Origin of the sequence: Pseudogemmobacter lacusdianii, from assembly GCF_030848395.1 — a bacterium.
Lineage (GTDB): Bacteria > Pseudomonadota > Alphaproteobacteria > Rhodobacterales > Rhodobacteraceae > Pseudogemmobacter > Pseudogemmobacter lacusdianii.
Window position 1 is genome coordinate 64,307 of sequence record NZ_JAVDBT010000007.1, and the last position, 16,461, is coordinate 80,767.

Genomic DNA, 16,461 nt, shown 5'->3' on the forward strand with positions numbered 1-16,461 from the left:
AAAATATCCCCGCCAGAGGCTCCAACAGCAGCCAAAGATCGCAAAGACCATGAACAAAGCCTCACAATAACCCCTCCGGCCGAAACCGCTCAGGCACCAGATCGCGGCCCTCCAAAAGGAGATCCGCCATCACCTCAGCCGCTTTCGGCGCCATGCCAAAGCCGATCTTAAAGCCGCCATTGGCGATGAAATGCCCCGGCCGCCCCGGCCAAGCGCCCAAGACCAACTGCCGGCTTGCGGCCCTTGGCCGTATGCCCGCCCAGCGCTCGATAACCTCGGCCTGCGCCAGCGCCGGCATCACCTCCCGCGCGCGGGCGATCAACGCGTCAAGCTGAGCATCCGGGCCATCGACCTCCCAAGCCGTCTCGCTGGTCGAACCAATCGCCACCGTGCCATCGCCATGCGGCACCACATGCAAGCCACCCGCATAGACCTGCGGCATCTCGCGCGCCTCCAACCGGAAGGCCGCCGCTTGGCCCTTCACGCCATTGCCCAAACGCCGCCCGAACCAGTCCGAAAACGCCGCCATGCCGCGCCAGCCGGTGGCATGAACCACCAAACCGCGCTCCTCCGCCTCGCCCTCAATCACCTCGGCCCCCAAGGCCCGCAAAGCCGCCACCAAAGACCGCCCCGCCGCCCGTGGCGAAATCCGCGCCGCCAAACTGTCACGCAACACCCAGCCCGAGGGCGAAACAGGCTCCCATTCACCGCCCGAGGCGGGCTCGACCGACCATTCCGCCGCCCCCTGCCAATGCGCCAAAGCCCCGGCAATCCGCTCTCGCGCCAAGGCCACGCCGGCCTCATCGGCCAGAGGCTGCACCCGGCCCGATCGGGCATATAAGGGATCCACGCCGCCCGAAGCCGCAACCTCACGCCACCAGCCTGCCGCCAGCAAAAGGCTCTCCAACTGGAATTGCTTCAACGGGTTCCAAGCCTCCGGCACATGCGGCGCCAAGGCCCCGACCAGACCCGCCGAGGCGCCAGTTCCCAAACCCTCGGCCGCGATCAACCGCACCCGCGCCCCGCGCCGCGCGCAGGCATAGGCCACCGAAAGGCCAAAGACCCCGGCCCCGCGCACGGTCAGCTCCACAGCGCTCTCACCCCTTGCCATCCACCGCCGCCTATCCCATTCAGTTCCCGGAAGGACTACGCCCCATGCCCCATGACCCGCAATCCCCCGATCTCGACTGGCGCGAAGGCGCCATCCCGGTCTCGCGCCGCTTCGACGACCCCTATTTCTCGCTGGCCGGCGGGCTTGAAGAGACGCGCCACGTCTTCCTCACCGGCAACAATCTGCCCGAGCGGCTCACAGACGGCTTCCACATTGCCGAGCTTGGCTTCGGCACCGGGCTGAACCTGCTCGCCCTTGCGCTGATGTGGCAAAAGACCAACCGCCCCGGCAGGCTGCGCTTCACGACATTTGAGGCCTATCCGATGCCCGTTTCGGACATGGCCCGCGCGCATGAGGCCTTCCCCGAGATCGCCAGCCTCGCCGCAGACCTCCGCGCCGCCTACCGCCCCGGCCCTTGCCAATTCACCCTCGCCGATATCGAGGTCACGCTGATCGCAGGCGATGCCCGCGAGGCTCTGCCGAATTGGAGCGAAAAAGCCGACGCTTGGTTCCTCGACGGCTTTTCCCCCGCTAAAAACCCCGAGCTATGGTCGGCCGAGCTGATGCAGCAGGTCGGCCTCCACACCGCCCCCGCAGGCAGCTTTGCGACCTATACCGCCGCCGGCCATGTCCGTCGCAGCCTGCAGGAGGCCGGGTTCACCGTGACCCGCATCCCCGGCTATGCCCACAAACGCCATATGAGCATCGGCCAGCGCACGGCCTAAAACCCGCCCGCCTTATCCATTTCATCTTGACCGAAATACTCTGCGGGGGTCCGGGGGTGCAAAACCCCCGGCCGCCGGCCAAAGGCGATCGGCCCGAAGATCAGACCGCGACGAACCCGCCGCGGGAGGGATCGTAATGCTCCAACCCGCCTTCACCGGTATCGGTCCAAAGCCCGTGCAGCGTCAAACGCTCGCCCTCAACCGCCGCGGCAACAAAGGGAAAGCTCATCAGATTCTCAAGGCTGGTCAGCACCGCCTGCTTTTCCAATGCAGGCAGGATCTCATCTTCCGGCAAGCCGGAGACCTTCTCATAGCCCGGCCGCAAAATATCCATCCAGCGCCCGACAAAGCTGGTCTTTTCCTCCAGCTGCGGCGCATGGCCCGTGCACATATCATGGCAGCCCTTCACGCCGCCACAATTGGAATGCCCCAGCACCACAATATGCGCCACCCCCAGCGAGGTCACCGCATATTCCACTGCCGCCGAGGTGCCGTGATACTCACCATCCGGGTTATAAGGCGGCACCAGATTGGCCACATTGCGATGGATGAAGAACTCGCCCTCATCCGCTCCGAAAATCGAGGTGACATGCACCCGGCTGTCACAGCAAGAGATCACCATCGCGCGCGGATGCTGGCCGCTTTCGGCCAAACGCCGATACCAGGCGCGGTTGTCCTGATAGGTCGTCGCACGCCAGCCATGAAAACGCTGGATCAGATAGGTTGGAAGGGGGCGGGTATGTTCCATGAGCGCTCCGTCTCGGGCTGCCCCGCTCACTAGTATGCATTTGCAGAAAATTCGAGAGGCAAAAATGCACGACGCCGCGACCTGCGTAAGAAAGCCTCAACATTCCCCGCCGATCCTTACCTTGGGTGTAGGACGATCAGTGTGGGATAATCATGGACAACGTAACGGCTTTGCCGCTGCGAGAGCGGGTGCGCCAAGATGGTGAGGCGATTGCCGCCATCTATCGCAACCTTGGCACTTGCGCGGCCGAACAGATGGTGACGCGCGCCTTGGGCGAATTAGCACTGGCAATGGCGGGGATCGCGGCGCAGGTGCGGTTGCAGGAACTGGCGGATCTGTCGCGACAACTCAAACGGCTGCAACGCATGGCCGAAAATATGGGCATGCTCAGCCTCTCCACCGTGGCCGAAGATGCACGGCTGTGCCTTGATCGCTGCGACAGCACCGCCTTTGCCGCCGTCTGGGCGCGGCTCTTGCGCGTGGCCGAACGCTCATTGGCCAATGACAAAGGCTTTGCCGACATCTCAGGCTAGCCCTGCGCGGCACGCTGACCAAGCGCTGCGACGCACGCTTTGCGCGGCTTTCACGGCATGGCTAACCCCCTGAACGGCGCGCCCGATGCCGCGTCTCTGCCGCAAGCCCCTCGCCAAAAAGCGGCCCGGCGTCACCGATGCCGGCTGCCACACCGCCCTTCGCTTCAGCATCGGCGCTTCAACGCAGAGGCCCTCAGCAGGCCAATGGCGTCACGCGCTGCGCTGCGCTAGGCTCAGCCGCGAAAGCGGCGCGCGCGCTGCCAAATCACCCCGTCGTAACCAGCCCGGATAGCCCCATGACCTCCGCCCGCCCTGCGCCCAGCTTTGCCGCCGCCGACGCCACCTCTAAACCCCTGCACATCCTGAAGCCCGAGGGGCTTGCCGATTTCCTCGCCTCCAGCCCGCATGCCGGTTGGCTGCGCGCTGCAGGGTTTGAGGCGGGGTTGGGTGAATTGGTGCTCTTGCCCGGCGAAGACGGCATCGCAGGCGCAGTCGCAGGCCTTGGCACCGAAAAAGCCCGCCGCCGCACGCGCTTTGGTCTGGCCCGAGCCTTCGCCGCTTTGCCCGAGGGCGATTGGCACCTTGAAGGCCCGCTGTCCCCGGCCGAGGCTGATGAGGCCGCCCTTGCCGCCCTCCTCTTCGCCTATCGCTTCGACCGCTATCGCCCCGGCAAAGCTGCCAAGGCCCCCGCCCGCATCAAAGCCCCGATCGGCGTCGATGCCGCCCGCATCGCCGCAATGGCCGCTGGCGAGATGCTGACCCGCGACCTCATCAACACCCCCGCGCAAGATATGGGCCCGGCCGAGCTCGAAGCCGCCGCCCGCAGCCTTGCCGCAGCCCATGGCGCCCGGATCGAGGTCACCACCGGCGAGGCACTGCTCACGCAAAACCTGCCAATGATCCATGCTGTCGGTCGTGCCAGCCCCCGCGCGCCGCGCCTGATCGATCTCCATTGGGGCAACACAGGGCCGCGCCTCACCCTTGTCGGGAAAGGCGTCTGCTTTGACACCGGCGGGCTGGATATCAAACCCTCCGCCGGCATGCTTTTGATGAAAAAGGACATGGGCGGGGCGGCGACGGTCCTCGGGCTTGCCCAGATGATCATGACGCTGAACCTGCCCTTGCAATTGCGGGTTCTGATCCCAGCTGTGGAAAATGTCATCTCCGGCAATGCTTTGATGCCAAAGGATATTCTCACCAGCCGCAAAGGCCTGACGGTTGAGGTCAACAACACCGATGCCGAAGGTCGCTTGGTTCTGGCCGATGCGCTGACCTTGGCCTCCGAAGGCGGCTGCGATGTGCTGATCTCGATGGCCACACTGACGGGCGCGGCCCGCGTCGCCGTCGGCCCCGATCTCGCCCCCTATTACACCGATGACGAGAGCATGGCACAAGCCGTCGAAGCTGGAGCCAAAGCCGGCTTCGACCCGATCTGGCGCATGCCTTTCCATGAAGCCTATGACCCGGTGATCGAGCCCGGCATTGCCGACCTTGATAACTCCCCCTCCTTCGGTTTCGCAGGCTCGATCACCGCCGCGCTTTTCCTGCGCCGCTTCGCCGACCACCCGCGCTACATGCATTTCGACATCTACGGCCATTGCCCGGCCGATGCCCCCGCCCGCCCCAAAGGCGGCGCCGGTCAAGGCGCCCGCGCCCTCCTCGGCGCGCTGCCCGCCATTCTGGAGCTTTAAATGGACCGCCGCACCACGCCCTTTTCTGGCCGCATCGCGCATATCTCGCTCAAGGGCCAGATCGATGCGCAACTCACGGAAGGTGAGGCCGCCAGCGTCGCCGCCCCCTTGGCCAATCTCTTGGCCAAACCCGGCGGCGCGCTGGACCGGCAGGTGGTCTATGGCGAGGCGCTGACCCTGATCGACCGGCAAGACGGCCATGCCTATGTCATGGCGGCAAAGGACGGCTATTGCGGCTGGCTGGCCGAGGCGGCGGTGGGCCCCAGCCTTACCGCGACCCACAAGGTCGCCAGCCCCGCAACCCATCTCTACCCCACCGCCAGCGCCAAAGCCCCTGCGCTGATCCCGCTCTATCTCGGCGCGCGGGTCGAAATCACCGGGGTCGAGGGCAAATGGGCGCAAACCCAACAAGGCTTTATCCCCCTTAACCATCTGGCTCCGCTAAACCACCACGCCCCAGATCCCGTCGCCGTGGCCGAGATGTTCCTGCACACGCCCTATTTCTGGGGCGGCAATACCGCCGCTGGCATCGATTGCTCGGGCCTTGCCCAAGCCGCGCTCCTTGCCGCCGGCATCCCCTGCCCCGGTGACAGCGATCTGCAACAGAAGGTCGGCGTTGAGATCCCCGAAGACCACCCCCTGCAACGCGGCGATCTGATCTTTTGGAAGGGCCATGTCGCCTTGATGACCAGCCCCGACCAGATCATCCACGCCAATGGCGGCACGATGTCGGTGGCTTATGAGGGCCTGCAAGACGCCCTCACCCGGATCGAGGCGCAAGGCGAAGGCAGTCTCGTCGCCCGCCGCCGCCCCCGCTAACCTTTTCATCTTGATGAAAATACTCCGGGGGTGCGGGGGCTGGCCCCCGCCCCTCAGCTGCTAGTCCACCGGCCTGATCAGCTTGCGCTCCAAGACCTTCAGCACCGCTTCCAGCTCATGCCCACGCCGCAGAACTTGGCCCTCTGAACCAATGACGGCGTAGATCCCCTGCTTGGCGCGCAGCTTGGGGCGCTTTTCCACCCTGTAAAGCGGCACTTCGGCGCTACGACGGAAAATGGCGAAGACCGCGGCTTCGCGGCCAAAGCTCATCGCATAATCACGCCATTCGCCAGCGGCGACGAAGAAGCCGTAGACCCGCAAAATGGCCGAGAGCTCGCGTCGGTCAAAGGTGACCTTCTCGGGTTGCTCGGCGGTCGAAGAGGTCGGGAGGGCTTCCATAGTCATCCCTGAAGCTTGCCGAGTTAGGGGCGACAATTCAAGCGCCGCCCCGCTTTAGGCAAAACCGTGCCTCAGGCGAAGCCTGCAGCAATCCGCAACTGGCCGGTCTCAATCCCGCGCCAGTTTTTTTGCACCGGGTTCAAGCGCTTCAGCGTCGCCGGATGGCCCGCCTCCAGAACCCCCGCCCGCACCAAAAGATGCGCAATCGCAGCCTCCGAAGCCCGCGTGCCGCCGTCGACGATTTTCAGCGCGATCCCGAGACCTTTTTCGGGGATGATTGCCACGAAAACCGCCTCGGCCCCGGTCTTGATCGCGACCTTACCGCCCATTGCCCGCATCAGCTCGGTGCAGGCGCGCCCCTCTCCCGCCACCAGCTCAGGGTAGGCCGCCATCGCGCGGGTCAGTTGGAACATCGCATCTTGCCGCGCGCCATACCCCTCACGCGCCACGGCAAACAGCGCCATCGAGCGTGCAAGCCCTTCCAAAGACACCGCGAAATTCGGGGCCGAGCAACCGTCGATGCCTGCGCCCGCAACGCTTTCCCCTGCGACCTCTTCGGTGGCTGCAAGGATCGCGCGCTGCAACGGGTGGTCCAACTCAACATACTCCGGCCCGGCCTTCAAATGCTGAGTCACCGTCAGAAAGCCCGAATGCTTGCCCGAGCAGTTGTTGTGCAGCTGGCACGGCACTTCATGGGCGCAAATCAGCCGATCACGCTCATCGCGGTCCGCCGGATCATGCGCGCCGCAGCGCAGATCCTCCTCGCCAAGCCCCAGATCCTTGATCCAGCGCCCGGCCATCTCGACATGCAAAGCCGCCCCTTGGTGGCTGGCACAAGACAAAGCCAAATGCGCCTGTGTCAGCCCCCGCGCCGCCGCCGCACCACTTTCCAACAAAGGCAGCGCCTGCACCATCTTACATGACGAACGCGGGAAGATCACCGCCTGCGGATTGCCCCAAGCTTCGACCACGCCATTGGCGTCGCAGATCACCGCATGGCCCAGATGAACCCCCTCAAGGACCCCTCCGCGCCACAGCTCGGCCACTGGCACCGCCCCTTGATTCACATCAGCCATCTCCGCCTCCGTCACAGATCTGCGATTTTCTGCCCATAGGGCTTTCGCGCAATGGTGTAATTGAGTAAAGCTGGGCTATCGAGAACAGTGCGTCCCTGCCAGACAAAAAAGGCCAAAAGCCAAGGTTTGGGGCGAGCAGAGGCAAAAAGACAGCTTGGAGGCTGCGTCAGAGAGATGAAGGTCCACCTTTCCCGCGCGCTCGGCGCCATCACACTCGCCGGAACCATCGCTGGTTTGGCCACGACAGCCCAAGCGCAGGAGTCGACCAATCGCGTCGCCACCATGACCGATTGGAGCGTTTTCGCCGATGAAAACCCCAAAGAATGCTGGGGCGTATCGAAGCCGAAAGAGACCGTGAACACCAAGGACGGCAAGCCCGTCTCGGTGCGGCGCGGCGATATCATGCTGTTTGTGACCTTCCGCCCCGGCACGCCGGGTCAGGTCAGCTTTGCCGGCGGCTATCCTTTCGCCAGCGGCTCGACCGTGGATGTCACCATTAAGGGCAACACCTATAAGCTCTTCACCGATGGCGAATGGGCTTGGCCGGGGCCGGGCGACGATGCCAAGCTGATCGCAGCGCTGAAAGCTGGCGACAATGCCATTGTGCAAGCGCGTTCGGGCAAAGGCACGAATACCAAAGACACTTTCTCGCTGCGCGGCTTTACTGCAGCGATGGCAGATGCGGAGAAGCGCTGCCAATAATCGGGTTTAGACCGGCCTCAAGCGCCCCCTTCGCGGGGCGCTTTCCTATTTCCGGGGAATCGCTTATATCCCCGGCATTCCCAGATCGCCTGTGACAAGGCTCCATCTAGAAAGATCTGCCATGAACGAGATTTCCGCACCCAAGCTGGCGGTCGAAGCCGCTGCCCCCATCACGCAAGATGTGATGACGATTCCGCGCAAATTGCCGCAAGCCGACAAGGTGAACATCGTTGGCCTGACCCGCGACCAGCTGCGCGCCGCTTTGATCGAAGCTGGCACGCCCGAGAAGCAGGCCAAGATGCGATTGGGCCAGATCTGGCAATGGATCTACGGCTGGGGCGTGCGCGATTTCGCCGTGATGACCAACCTTGCCAAGGATTACCGCGCGCTTTTGGCCGAGAAGTTCGAGATTGCGGTGCCCGAAGTGGTGAACCGCCAAGTCTCGGCCGATGGCACCCGCAAATATCTGGTGCGCATCGCCGGCGGCCATGAGGTTGAGGTCGTCTATATCCCCGAAGAGGGCCGCGGCACGCTTTGCGTCTCGTCTCAGGTGGGCTGCACCTTGACCTGCTCCTTCTGCCACACCGGCACGCAAAAGCTGGTGCGCAACCTGACCGCGGGCGAGATCGTTGGCCAAGTCATGTTGGCACGCGACGATCTGGACGAATGGCCCGAGCCCGGCCAAGGCGCTGAAGGTGGCCGGCTGGTCTCGAACATCGTGCTGATGGGCATGGGCGAGCCTTTGTACAACTTCGACAACGTGCGCGATGCGATGCGCGTGGTGATGGACGGTGAGGGCATCGCGCTCGGCCGCCGCCGGATCACCTTGTCGACCAGCGGTGTGGTGCCGGAAATCGCCCGCTGCGCCGAGGAAATCGGCTGCCAGTTGGCCGTCAGCTTCCACGCCACCACCGATGAGGTGCGCGACAAGCTGGTGCCGATCAACAAACGCTGGAACATCAAAGCCTTGCTCGACACGTTGCGGGAATACCCCAAGCTGTCGAACTCGGAACGCATCACCTTTGAATATGTGATGCTGGACGGGGTGAATGACAGCGACGCCGATGCGCGCCGCTTGGTCAAGCTGATCTCGGGCATCCCGGCCAAGATCAACCTGATCCCCTTCAACGAATGGCCGGGCAGCCCTTATCAGCGTTCGAGCTGGGAGCGGATCGAGGCTTTTGCCGACATCATCTACAAAGCCGGTTACGCCAGCCCCATCCGCACCCCGCGCGGCGAGGATATCATGGCCGCCTGTGGCCAGCTGAAATCCGCGACCGAGCGTGCCCGCAAGAGCCGCGCTGAAATTGCGGCGGAAGCCGGGATTGCGGGTTAAGGCCCTTCCCGCCTGCTAGAGCTGCGGCGGCTTGCGCCAAACCAATCGGGAACGGAGGTCACTTGACCTGCCGTTCCCTTTTCGTTTCAGTGACCGGATGACCCTGCCGCTGATCCCCAATGCCCGCGCCCGGCGCCTGTTTTTGGCCCGCCACGCTTTGGCTGAGCCGCCTTCGGGTCCGGCCTCGGGTGCCGCTTTAGCGGGGCTGATCGACCGGATCGGCTTTGTGCAGCTCGACAGCATCTCAGTGATTGAGCGGGCGCATAACATGATCCTGTTCTCGCGCCGCAATAGCTTTACGCCGCAAGCCTTGGACGGGCTGCACCGCGGGCGGGCGCTTTGGGAGCATGTCACACATGATGCCTCGCTTCTGCCGATGGAAAGCTACGGTCATTGGAAACACCGCTTCGCCCGCGACCGTGCGACTTTGGTCGCACGCTGGAGCAGCTGGCAAAAACCTGATTTCCATCAGAAATTTGATGAGGTTCTGAAGCGGATCTCTGACGGCGGCCCGGTCAGCAGCGCCGATGTCGGCAAAGACGAGGCGCGGTCAAAGGGTGGCTGGTGGGACTGGCACCCCTCGAAAGCCGCGCTGGAATACCTTTGGCGCTCTGGCGACATCTCGGTCAGCCACCGCGAGAATTTCCGCAAAGTCTATGATTTGACCGAACGGGTGATCCCCGAAGCCGCCCTCGCCCATACACCAACTGCGGAAGAAACCGTGGATTGGGCCTGCCGCACGGCTTTAGACCGGTTGAGCTTTGCCACCAGCGGCGAGCTTGCCGCCTATTGGGCCGCGATCCCGCCCGATGCGGCGCGCGCTTGGGTCCGAGAGGGTCTGGCCCGCGGCGAATTGCTTGAGGCCGAGGTCGAAGGCGCCGACCAGCGCCGTCGCAAGGTGGTGCTTTGGCCCGCAACCTTGGACGAAGTGCCGCCCGAGCCGCCCGCACGGCTGCGCATCCTGTCCCCCTTCGACCCGGCGCTGCGCGACCGCAAAAGGGCTGAGCATCTCTTCGGCTTTCGCTACCGGATCGAGATTTTCGTCCCCGAAGCCCTGCGCACCTTTGGCTACTACGTCTTTCCCGTGCTGGAAGGCGCGCAAATCATCGGTCGGATCGATGCTAAATCCTTCCGAGATCGCAAAGTCTTACGGGTGGCGGGCTATTGGCCCGAGCCGGGCCAGACCCTTAGCGCGGGCCGTATCGCGCGCCTCACCGCCGAGTTGCAGCGCTTGGCCCGGTTCTCAGGCTGCGACACAGTGGAATTTGCCGAAGGCTGGCAACGGGCGCCGGTGCCGGACCCGCATCGCTAACCGGCTTACTCGGCCATCTGGCGGTAATTGCCGTTCCAATAAACCAAAGCGCCTTGGCCCGGCGTGGTGCGGATCGCCTGCACCCGACCGATCAGGATCGTATGGGTGGCGCGGTCGATCATCTCCTCGACCGTGCAGTCAAAGGCCGTCGGCGCGCCGACCAAAAGCTGCGCCCCGGTGACAGCGGTTTCCCATTCCGCGCCCTCATAGCGCGCTGCGCCTTTGACGCCGCCGAAGCCTGAAAAGCGCTCGGCCACGGCTTGGTGCGCTGCGCCCAAGGAGGACCAGCCAAACCGGCCGTATTTTGCGAACAGCGGATGGCTCGAGGAACTGCGGTTGACGCAAGCCAGCAACAGCGGCGGTTCTGCTGACAGCGAAATGGCCGAGGTCACGACCAAGCCCGAGGCCTCCTCCCCGTCGCCCACTGTCAGCACGCTGCAGGTGCCCACGAAGGCGCGCATCGCTTGCCGGAATTCGGCGGCTGGAATGTCGTTGGGGGCGGTTGTCATGCTGCACTCTTTCGCTAAGACCTAGGCTTGCGAGATAGGTCAAATTGGTCGCAATTGCCACGGGGCAGATGGTTCGTAGACCGTAACCTCCCGCTGCAACGGCGCACAGGGCCGGCATTTACGCGCGCCGTGCCAACGGCTAGGCTGGCTCATCCGCTACATCTTGCCGCCCCTAAAGGCGATCTGACTGGTAAAATGAAACTTCTCTCCGCCACCTGCCAGCGCAATGAAGGCCCGTTCTTGTTGGAATGGTTGGCCTATCACCGTCTTATTGGCTTCACGGATTTCATCGTTTTTTCAAACGATTGCGAGGATGGGTCAGATCTGCTTTTAGACCGACTGCATGAATTGGGCTTGCTGCAGCACCACCCCAATCCGGCGACGGGCGGCAAAAGTGTGCAATGGCAGGCGCTGCAACATCTGGCCAAAGAGCGGCTGACCCACGGAGCGGATTGGCTGCTGTTCAGCGACATCGACGAATTTCCAATGATCCATGCCGGCGGTCATTGCATCAGCGATGCGCTGGCCGCGATGCCTGATGGGACCGATGCGATCGCACTGCCTTGGCGGCTTTTCGGGGCAAATGGCATCATCGGCTATGTGGATAGTCCGGTAACGGGGCAATTTCTGCGCTCGGCCCCTGACCCTTTGTATCACCCAATCGCCAGCCGCAGCTTTAAGACGCTCTACCGCCCTGCCGCTTTTCAAAAACCCGGCGTGCATCGTCCCAAATGCAAAGCCTCGGGCCCGAAACCCATGTGGGCCGATGGTGCCAGCCAAGCGCTGCCCGAAAGCTTTACCTCGTCAGATGAGGCGATTTCTCTGCCCGGTCTGACGCCCGGCCGCGCAGTGATAGAGTTGCACCATTATTCGTTACGTTCGGTTGAGAGCTTCTTGGTGAAAGTTGAGCGCGGCTTGGCCAATCGCAAAACCAAAGCCATCGATCTGGCCTATTGGGTTGAACGAAATTTTAACACGGTTGAAAATCGTGCGATGGCTTTCTGGCAAGAAGCGCTGGCGCAAGAAATCGCCAACTTGCGTGCCTTGCCTGGGGTTGACCCCTTGCACCTTGCCGCCTGCGATTGGCACCGCAAACGCGCCGCCATTTCAGCCCGCACCCCCGAGGGTTATCAGCTTTTGTGCCACTGCATCCATGCCGCTCAAACCGCGCCGCTCCCGCGTGAACTTGCCTTGCGGCTTTATGGATTGTTTAGCGAGATCAAAGGATAAGCCCATTCCATTGGGGGTCCTTGGGGGATGCTACTGCCGCCTTCCACGAGGGTTTTTTTTGACCATCACCTCCCAGTCCGGCAGTTTCGAGTAGGCAGGACCTATTTCCCTTAGTCAGAGGAGCATGTGACCTATTCAGAAAGGCGGCAAGGCTCATTCCCGCCGCCTTCCGGCGTGTATAGATTTGGCGGCTAGAAATCTTCCCACTGCGCCAAAGCCCCATCGGTACCGTTACGCCGTACCGACGAAGGTGAAGATGCTATGGCAACCGAAGGCAGTGCGTGGTCTGCGGCTTGACGCGCTGCGATCTGTACGACCTCGGCAGGACCAAGCCGGAACTGCGCCAAACCTTCACTCAACCGCAAAGCATCATTGTGCAAAGCCTCGGCCGAGGTGGTGGATTGCACAACAACCGCGGCATTTCGTTGGGTTACCTCATCCAATTGTTTCACGCCTGTATTGATCTCGGAAAGGCCAAGCGACTGCTCACGCGCCGAATTGGCGATATCGGCGATCAGCGTCGTGACATTGCCAATCCGGGTGATCATCTCATCCAGCGCTTGGCCGGTGGCATGCACCAAGGAAGAGCCATTTTCGACCTGCTCGGTCGATTGCGAGATCAACCGTTTGATCTCTTTGGCCGATTCCGAAGCGCGCTGTGCCAGCGACCGGACTTCTGAGGCGACGACCGCAAAGCCCTTACCAGCATCACCTGCCCGCGCCGCCTCGACCCCGGCGTTCAGTGCCAAGAGGTTGGTTTGGAAAGCGATATCGTCGATCACATCGGTGATCCGGGTGATTTGACGCGAGGATTGTTCGATCGCCTCCATCGCCGAGATCGCACGGCGCACCACCTGCCCACCGTCTTGCGCTTGTCGGCCGCTTTCAGCCATGGCGCGGTCGGCATCAGCGGCATTGCTGGCAGTGGATTGAACGGAGGCCGTCATCTCATCCAAGGCCGCGGCGGTCTCTTCCAGCGTTGCGGCCTGGGTTTCGGTGCGGTTCGACATATCCTGCGCGATCGAGTTAAATTCGGTCGCGCCGCTGTCAATGGAATGAGCGGTACGACGGATCATCTCAAGCGTCTCAGCCAATGTCTTGACGACAGAATTGAAGTTTTCGCGAAGCTCTTGATAACGCTCAGGGAATGGATCTGCGGCAGGGCTTTCAATCATTGCCGTCAGATCCAAGGCCGCAAGGCGACCAAGGCCTTGGGTCAGATCATTGACGACACGGCTTTGCTCAGCCTCTCGCTCGCGGTCATGCTCGGCCATCTCAAGAGTTTCGCGCACAGAGCCGCGCCAGGCGTCTATACCGCGCGCAAAGCCACCGATTTCATCCTGACGCCCGACGGCTGGAACAGGTTGCTCCAAATCGCCCGAGCGAATGCGGTCCATGGCCTGCTGCAACGCGCCCAAGGGTTTCAACATGAATCGATTGACCATCGCCAGCAAAAATACGCCAACGACCGAGACCAAAGCCAGCGAAAGGCCGATCATCGTGCCCCCTTCGGCAAGATGAAGAAACGCCGCCTCAGGCACAAAATTACAAAGAATTCCAACTACTTCACCACTGCTGTTGAGCACAGGGCGGAGGTTTACCACATAGGATTCACCGAAAAGCTCGGCAAAGCCGGTATAGGGTTGGCCCGCCATGATCGGTGCCCGCGCGGGGTGATCTAACCCTAGCGGGGAACCGGCAAAGCGCTGGCCATTTTGGTCGCGAATGCTTGTGCTGAGCCGGAAGAAGTCATTGCGGACCGGATCCCAGCGCAGGATCGAGAAGAAGGCCCCGGTCTGGGCAGTGACCCGATCAACCACCGAATGTTCTGTGAAATCAGGGATTTGATCCCAGACAGCGTTGATCACATTGCCTTCGGTATCGATCGTGAAATTCAGATCAGGATAGCGGGCCGCGGTCGTCGTGGCTGAGACGCGGGCCGCAGTAAGCATGGCGTCATGCTCTTGCGAGATAATTGTCTCTTTCATAACCCTATCGGCCATGAACATCCCGACACCGCAGACGACCACGAAGACCATCAGGCTTGTCAGGGTAAGTTTTGCGGACAGACTTTTTGGAAGATAGCGGTGCATCGGTTCCTCGGCATCTGACATGATGACAAAGACCCTGCGCCTGATAGTTTTAGAATTCGTTATTTTGCGCCAAGGCGCAGGATAAGTTGGCTTTCCTTATGGTTTCAAAGCACTTTTGCGAACCGAATCACTCGAGCATCACCCACGAAAGCGGCCCGAATCCGTGTGAGTACCTTGCCGAAGCAGGCCCTTTCCCCGGTGCAAGCGCCAAAGTATACAAACGTATGCGACAGACATTGACCGAGATTTATGAGGCCCGCGTGGCCGAGGGGGCGCTGCGGCCGGATCCGGCTCAGCTGGCGGTTTTGCCGGAGTTGGAGACGTTGCGGGCTTGGCTGGAGCAGAATGCCGAGCGCAAGGTGGGGCTTTTTGCCGGGCTTTTTGCGCGTCCGCAAATGCCTCCGAAAGGGCTATATCTTTGGGGTGGGGTTGGGCGCGGCAAGTCCATGGTGATGGATCTTTTCACCGAAGCCACTGAAATCACAAAGAAACGTCGGGTCCATTTCCACGCTTTCATGCAAGAAGTGCATCATGGGATGCATGAGGCGCGCAAGCAGGGTGTCGAAGACGCTTTGGCCCCGGTGGCCGAGAAATTGCTTAAAGATATCAGGCTTTTGGCCTTTGATGAGATGCAGATCACCGACATTACCGACGCGATGATCGTGGGGCGGCTTTTTGAAAAGCTCTTCGCGGCGGGGGTGGTGATCGTCACCACTTCGAACCGGCTGCCGGAACACCTTTACCTAAATGGCCTGAATCGTGAGGTTTTTCTGCCGTTCATCGCCATGTTGAACGACAAGCTGAAGGTGATTGAGCTGAAAAGCCCGACCGATTACCGCCAGCAACGCCTCACGGGCGCGCAGGTTTACTTCCACCCCGCAGGCGCGGCGCGGGGAGAGATCAATGCGATCTGGAGCGATCTGACTGGCGCGGCCGAGGGTAAGCCTTTGATTTTGCCGGTAAATGGTCGGCAGGTAGAGCTGCCGCGCTTTGCCAATGGCGTCGCGCGGGCCAGCTTTTGGGAGCTTTGCGCCAAGCCCTTGGGAGCGGCGGATTTTCTGGCGATTGCGCAGGCGGTTCGGGTGCTGATCTTGGAAGATATCCCGCAGCTTTCGGCGACAAATTACAATGAAGCCAAGCGCTTCGTGACTTTGATCGATGCTTTATATGAGGCCAAGGTGAAGCTCATTTGCTCGGCCGCGGATGCGCCGGAGCGGCTTTATATCGAAGGCACCGGCTCGTTTGAGTTCGAACGCACGGCGAGCCGGTTGCGGGAGATGCAGGACGCGGCTTGGGGCGCGGATCGCGAGGTCTAAAGCGCCGCAAACGGGGTATGGATTTCGGCTGGTTTACGTATGGCTGAGGTATGGCTTGCGTATGGCAGGCGGGTTCAGCCCGCCGATCAGCCCGCCGATCAGCCCCAAGCCTGCCAAAGAAGCCGCAAAGCCATGGCGGTTGAGGTCAGGACCAAGAGCGGCCGGATGACTTTTGCGCCGACGACCATCGCCACTTTCGCGCCGATCGCCGCGCCCAGCACTTGGCCCAAGGCCATGGCGAAACCGATGATCCACCATGTCGCGCCCGAGAAGGCAAAGACCGCCAGCGCGCCGAGGTTGGAGGCGAAGTTGAGTAGCTTGGTATGGGCGGTGGCCTTCAAGACGCCGTAGCCCGCCAGCACCACGAAAGCGATCATGAAGAAGCTGCCGGTGCCGGGACCGAAGAGCCCGTCGTAAGCGGCGATCAGCGGCACGGCGGTGAAGCTGAAGACGGCGGGACGCATACGCTGCGCGCGGTCCTCGTCGGTGAGGCCTTTGCGCAAGGCAAAGAAGGCGGCGACGCCGATCAGGATGGCGGGCATGATGAGGCGCAAAACCTCGGCTGGGATGAGATGGGCGGCAAGCGCGCCCGCCGCCCCGCCAAGGCCCGAGATCACCGCCATGAGGGCCTGCTCGCGCAGGCGCACATGGCCCGCGCGCGCGTAAGTCAGGGTGGCGGTGGCGGCGCCAAAGGTGCCTTGCAGTTTGTTGGTGGCCAAAGCCTCAACCGGGCTGGCGCCGGCGAGAAGAAGGGCGGGCACGGTGATGAGGCCCCCGCCGCCCGCAATGGCATCGACAAAGCCCGCCAGCACGGCGGCAAGGATCAAAAGGGCGGCAAGCTCGGTGGCGATTTCAAACATG

16 protein-coding genes are annotated in these 16,461 nt (G+C 62.3%); 9 read left to right on the forward strand and 7 right to left on the reverse strand.

Features of this window, described 5'->3' with window-relative positions; translation table 11 throughout:
• Positions 1 to 61: 61 nt before the first annotated feature.
• Positions 62 to 1,111: an NAD(P)/FAD-dependent oxidoreductase gene (locus tag Q9295_RS08765; protein ID WP_306680161.1), complete on the reverse strand. Its 1,050-nt coding sequence runs from the start codon at positions 1,109 to 1,111 to the stop codon at positions 62 to 64.
• 44 nt (positions 1,112 to 1,155) lie between these two features.
• On the opposite strand from Q9295_RS08765, the gene mnmC2 reads away from it, so the two are divergent.
• Complete coding sequence (mnmC2, locus tag Q9295_RS08770; RefSeq protein WP_306680162.1) at positions 1,156 to 1,836, forward strand: tRNA (5-methylaminomethyl-2-thiouridine)(34)-methyltransferase MnmC2; 681 nt, start codon at positions 1,156 to 1,158, stop codon at positions 1,834 to 1,836.
• A gap of 100 nt (positions 1,837 to 1,936) precedes the next feature.
• Here mnmC2 and Q9295_RS08775 read toward each other — a convergent pair whose 3' ends face one another.
• A complete protein-coding gene (locus Q9295_RS08775; protein ID WP_306680163.1) occupies positions 1,937 to 2,584 on the reverse strand; it encodes a carbonic anhydrase in 648 nt (215 codons plus the stop codon).
• A 152-nt stretch (positions 2,585 to 2,736) separates the two neighbouring features.
• Between Q9295_RS08775 and Q9295_RS08780 the strand changes: the two genes are divergently transcribed.
• The 3 genes from Q9295_RS08780 to Q9295_RS08790 all read left to right on the forward strand — a co-directional run bounded on the left by Q9295_RS08780 (position 2,737) and on the right by Q9295_RS08790 (position 5,627).
• A complete protein-coding gene (locus tag Q9295_RS08780; protein WP_306680164.1) occupies positions 2,737 to 3,117 on the forward strand; it encodes a hypothetical protein in 381 nt (126 codons plus the stop codon).
• A gap of 296 nt (positions 3,118 to 3,413) precedes the next feature.
• Positions 3,414 to 4,808: a leucyl aminopeptidase family protein gene (locus tag Q9295_RS08785; protein ID WP_306680165.1), complete on the forward strand. Its 1,395-nt coding sequence runs from the start codon at positions 3,414 to 3,416 to the stop codon at positions 4,806 to 4,808.
• On the forward strand, positions 4,809 to 5,627 hold the full coding sequence (locus tag Q9295_RS08790) for a C40 family peptidase (protein ID WP_306680166.1): 819 nt from the start codon (positions 4,809 to 4,811) through the stop codon (positions 5,625 to 5,627). It abuts the gene before it with no gap.
• 60 nt (positions 5,628 to 5,687) lie between these two features.
• Here the strand turns inward: Q9295_RS08790 and Q9295_RS08795 are convergent, their stop codons facing one another.
• Both Q9295_RS08795 and Q9295_RS08800 read right to left on the reverse strand, forming a co-directional pair.
• Positions 5,688 to 6,026 carry a DUF2794 domain-containing protein gene (locus Q9295_RS08795; RefSeq protein WP_373457442.1) on the reverse strand — a complete coding sequence of 113 codons (339 nt, stop codon included), beginning with the start codon at positions 6,024 to 6,026 and terminating at the stop codon, positions 5,688 to 5,690.
• Between the two features lie 71 nt (positions 6,027 to 6,097).
• Positions 6,098 to 7,102 carry an asparaginase gene (locus tag Q9295_RS08800; protein ID WP_306680168.1) on the reverse strand — a complete coding sequence of 335 codons (1,005 nt, stop codon included), beginning with the start codon at positions 7,100 to 7,102 and terminating at the stop codon, positions 6,098 to 6,100.
• 174 nt (positions 7,103 to 7,276) lie between these two features.
• On the opposite strand from Q9295_RS08800, the gene Q9295_RS08805 reads away from it, so the two are divergent.
• The 3 genes from Q9295_RS08805 to Q9295_RS08815 all read left to right on the forward strand — a co-directional run bounded on the left by Q9295_RS08805 (position 7,277) and on the right by Q9295_RS08815 (position 10,452).
• Entirely contained in the window at positions 7,277 to 7,804 is a 528-nt protein-coding gene (locus Q9295_RS08805; protein ID WP_306680169.1) for an invasion associated locus B family protein, read from the forward strand.
• Between the two features lie 121 nt (positions 7,805 to 7,925).
• Positions 7,926 to 9,140, forward strand: coding sequence for a dual-specificity RNA methyltransferase RlmN (gene rlmN / locus Q9295_RS08810; protein WP_306680170.1), 1,215 nt, complete (start codon positions 7,926 to 7,928; stop codon positions 9,138 to 9,140).
• Between the two features lie 97 nt (positions 9,141 to 9,237).
• Complete coding sequence (locus Q9295_RS08815; RefSeq protein ID WP_306680171.1) at positions 9,238 to 10,452, forward strand: winged helix-turn-helix domain-containing protein; 1,215 nt, start codon at positions 9,238 to 9,240, stop codon at positions 10,450 to 10,452.
• A 5-nt stretch (positions 10,453 to 10,457) separates the two neighbouring features.
• Here Q9295_RS08815 and Q9295_RS08820 read toward each other — a convergent pair whose 3' ends face one another.
• The gene (locus Q9295_RS08820; RefSeq protein WP_306680172.1) at positions 10,458 to 10,961 is read right to left on the reverse strand and encodes a flavin reductase family protein; all 504 of its coding nucleotides are present in this window, start codon (positions 10,959 to 10,961) and stop codon (positions 10,458 to 10,460) included.
• Positions 10,962 to 11,156: 195 nt separating this feature from the next.
• On the opposite strand from Q9295_RS08820, the gene Q9295_RS08825 reads away from it, so the two are divergent.
• Positions 11,157 to 12,191 (forward strand): glycosyltransferase family 2 protein, encoded by a 1,035-nt coding sequence (locus Q9295_RS08825; protein ID WP_306680173.1) that lies wholly within the window; start codon positions 11,157 to 11,159, stop codon positions 12,189 to 12,191.
• A 191-nt stretch (positions 12,192 to 12,382) separates the two neighbouring features.
• On the opposite strand, the gene Q9295_RS08830 is transcribed toward Q9295_RS08825, so the two are convergent.
• On the reverse strand, positions 12,383 to 14,305 hold the full coding sequence (locus Q9295_RS08830; RefSeq protein ID WP_306680174.1) for a methyl-accepting chemotaxis protein: 1,923 nt from the start codon (positions 14,303 to 14,305) through the stop codon (positions 12,383 to 12,385).
• 203 nt (positions 14,306 to 14,508) lie between these two features.
• On the opposite strand from Q9295_RS08830, the gene zapE reads away from it, so the two are divergent.
• Entirely contained in the window at positions 14,509 to 15,600 is a 1,092-nt protein-coding gene (gene zapE, locus Q9295_RS08835) for a cell division protein ZapE (protein WP_306680175.1), read from the forward strand.
• Positions 15,601 to 15,698: 98 nt separating this feature from the next.
• Here the strand turns inward: zapE and Q9295_RS08840 are convergent, their stop codons facing one another.
• Positions 15,699 to 16,460, reverse strand: coding sequence for a TSUP family transporter (locus tag Q9295_RS08840; RefSeq protein ID WP_306680176.1), 762 nt, complete (start codon positions 16,458 to 16,460; stop codon positions 15,699 to 15,701).
• Between the last annotated feature and the right edge of the window lies 1 nt (position 16,461).

Coding starts and splice junctions, on each gene's coding strand:
- Q9295_RS08805 (WP_306680169.1), top strand. CDS start 7,277: ATGAAGGTCCACCTTTCCCGCGCGCTCGGCGCCATCACACTCGCCGGA.
- rlmN (WP_306680170.1), top strand. CDS start 7,926: ATGAACGAGATTTCCGCACCCAAGCTGGCGGTCGAAGCCGCTGCCCCC.
- Q9295_RS08785 (WP_306680165.1), top strand. CDS start 3,414: ATGACCTCCGCCCGCCCTGCGCCCAGCTTTGCCGCCGCCGACGCCACC.
- Q9295_RS08825 (WP_306680173.1), top strand. CDS start 11,157: ATGAAACTTCTCTCCGCCACCTGCCAGCGCAATGAAGGCCCGTTCTTG.
- Q9295_RS08820 (WP_306680172.1), bottom strand. CDS start 10,961: ATGACAACCGCCCCCAACGACATTCCAGCCGCCGAATTCCGGCAAGCG.
- Q9295_RS08780 (WP_306680164.1), top strand. CDS start 2,737: ATGGACAACGTAACGGCTTTGCCGCTGCGAGAGCGGGTGCGCCAAGAT.
- Q9295_RS08815 (WP_306680171.1), top strand. CDS start 9,238: ATGACCCTGCCGCTGATCCCCAATGCCCGCGCCCGGCGCCTGTTTTTG.
- Q9295_RS08795 (WP_373457442.1), bottom strand. CDS start 6,026: ATGGAAGCCCTCCCGACCTCTTCGACCGCCGAGCAACCCGAGAAGGTC.
- Q9295_RS08775 (WP_306680163.1), bottom strand. CDS start 2,584: ATGGAACATACCCGCCCCCTTCCAACCTATCTGATCCAGCGTTTTCAT.
- Q9295_RS08840 (WP_306680176.1), bottom strand. CDS start 16,460: ATGTTTGAAATCGCCACCGAGCTTGCCGCCCTTTTGATCCTTGCCGCC.
- Q9295_RS08790 (WP_306680166.1), top strand. CDS start 4,809: ATGGACCGCCGCACCACGCCCTTTTCTGGCCGCATCGCGCATATCTCG.
- Q9295_RS08765 (WP_306680161.1), bottom strand. CDS start 1,111: ATGGCAAGGGGTGAGAGCGCTGTGGAGCTGACCGTGCGCGGGGCCGGG.
- Q9295_RS08830 (WP_306680174.1), bottom strand. CDS start 14,305: ATGTCAGATGCCGAGGAACCGATGCACCGCTATCTTCCAAAAAGTCTG.
- zapE (WP_306680175.1), top strand. CDS start 14,509: ATGCGACAGACATTGACCGAGATTTATGAGGCCCGCGTGGCCGAGGGG.
- mnmC2 (WP_306680162.1), top strand. CDS start 1,156: ATGCCCCATGACCCGCAATCCCCCGATCTCGACTGGCGCGAAGGCGCC.
- Q9295_RS08800 (WP_306680168.1), bottom strand. CDS start 7,102: ATGGCTGATGTGAATCAAGGGGCGGTGCCAGTGGCCGAGCTGTGGCGC.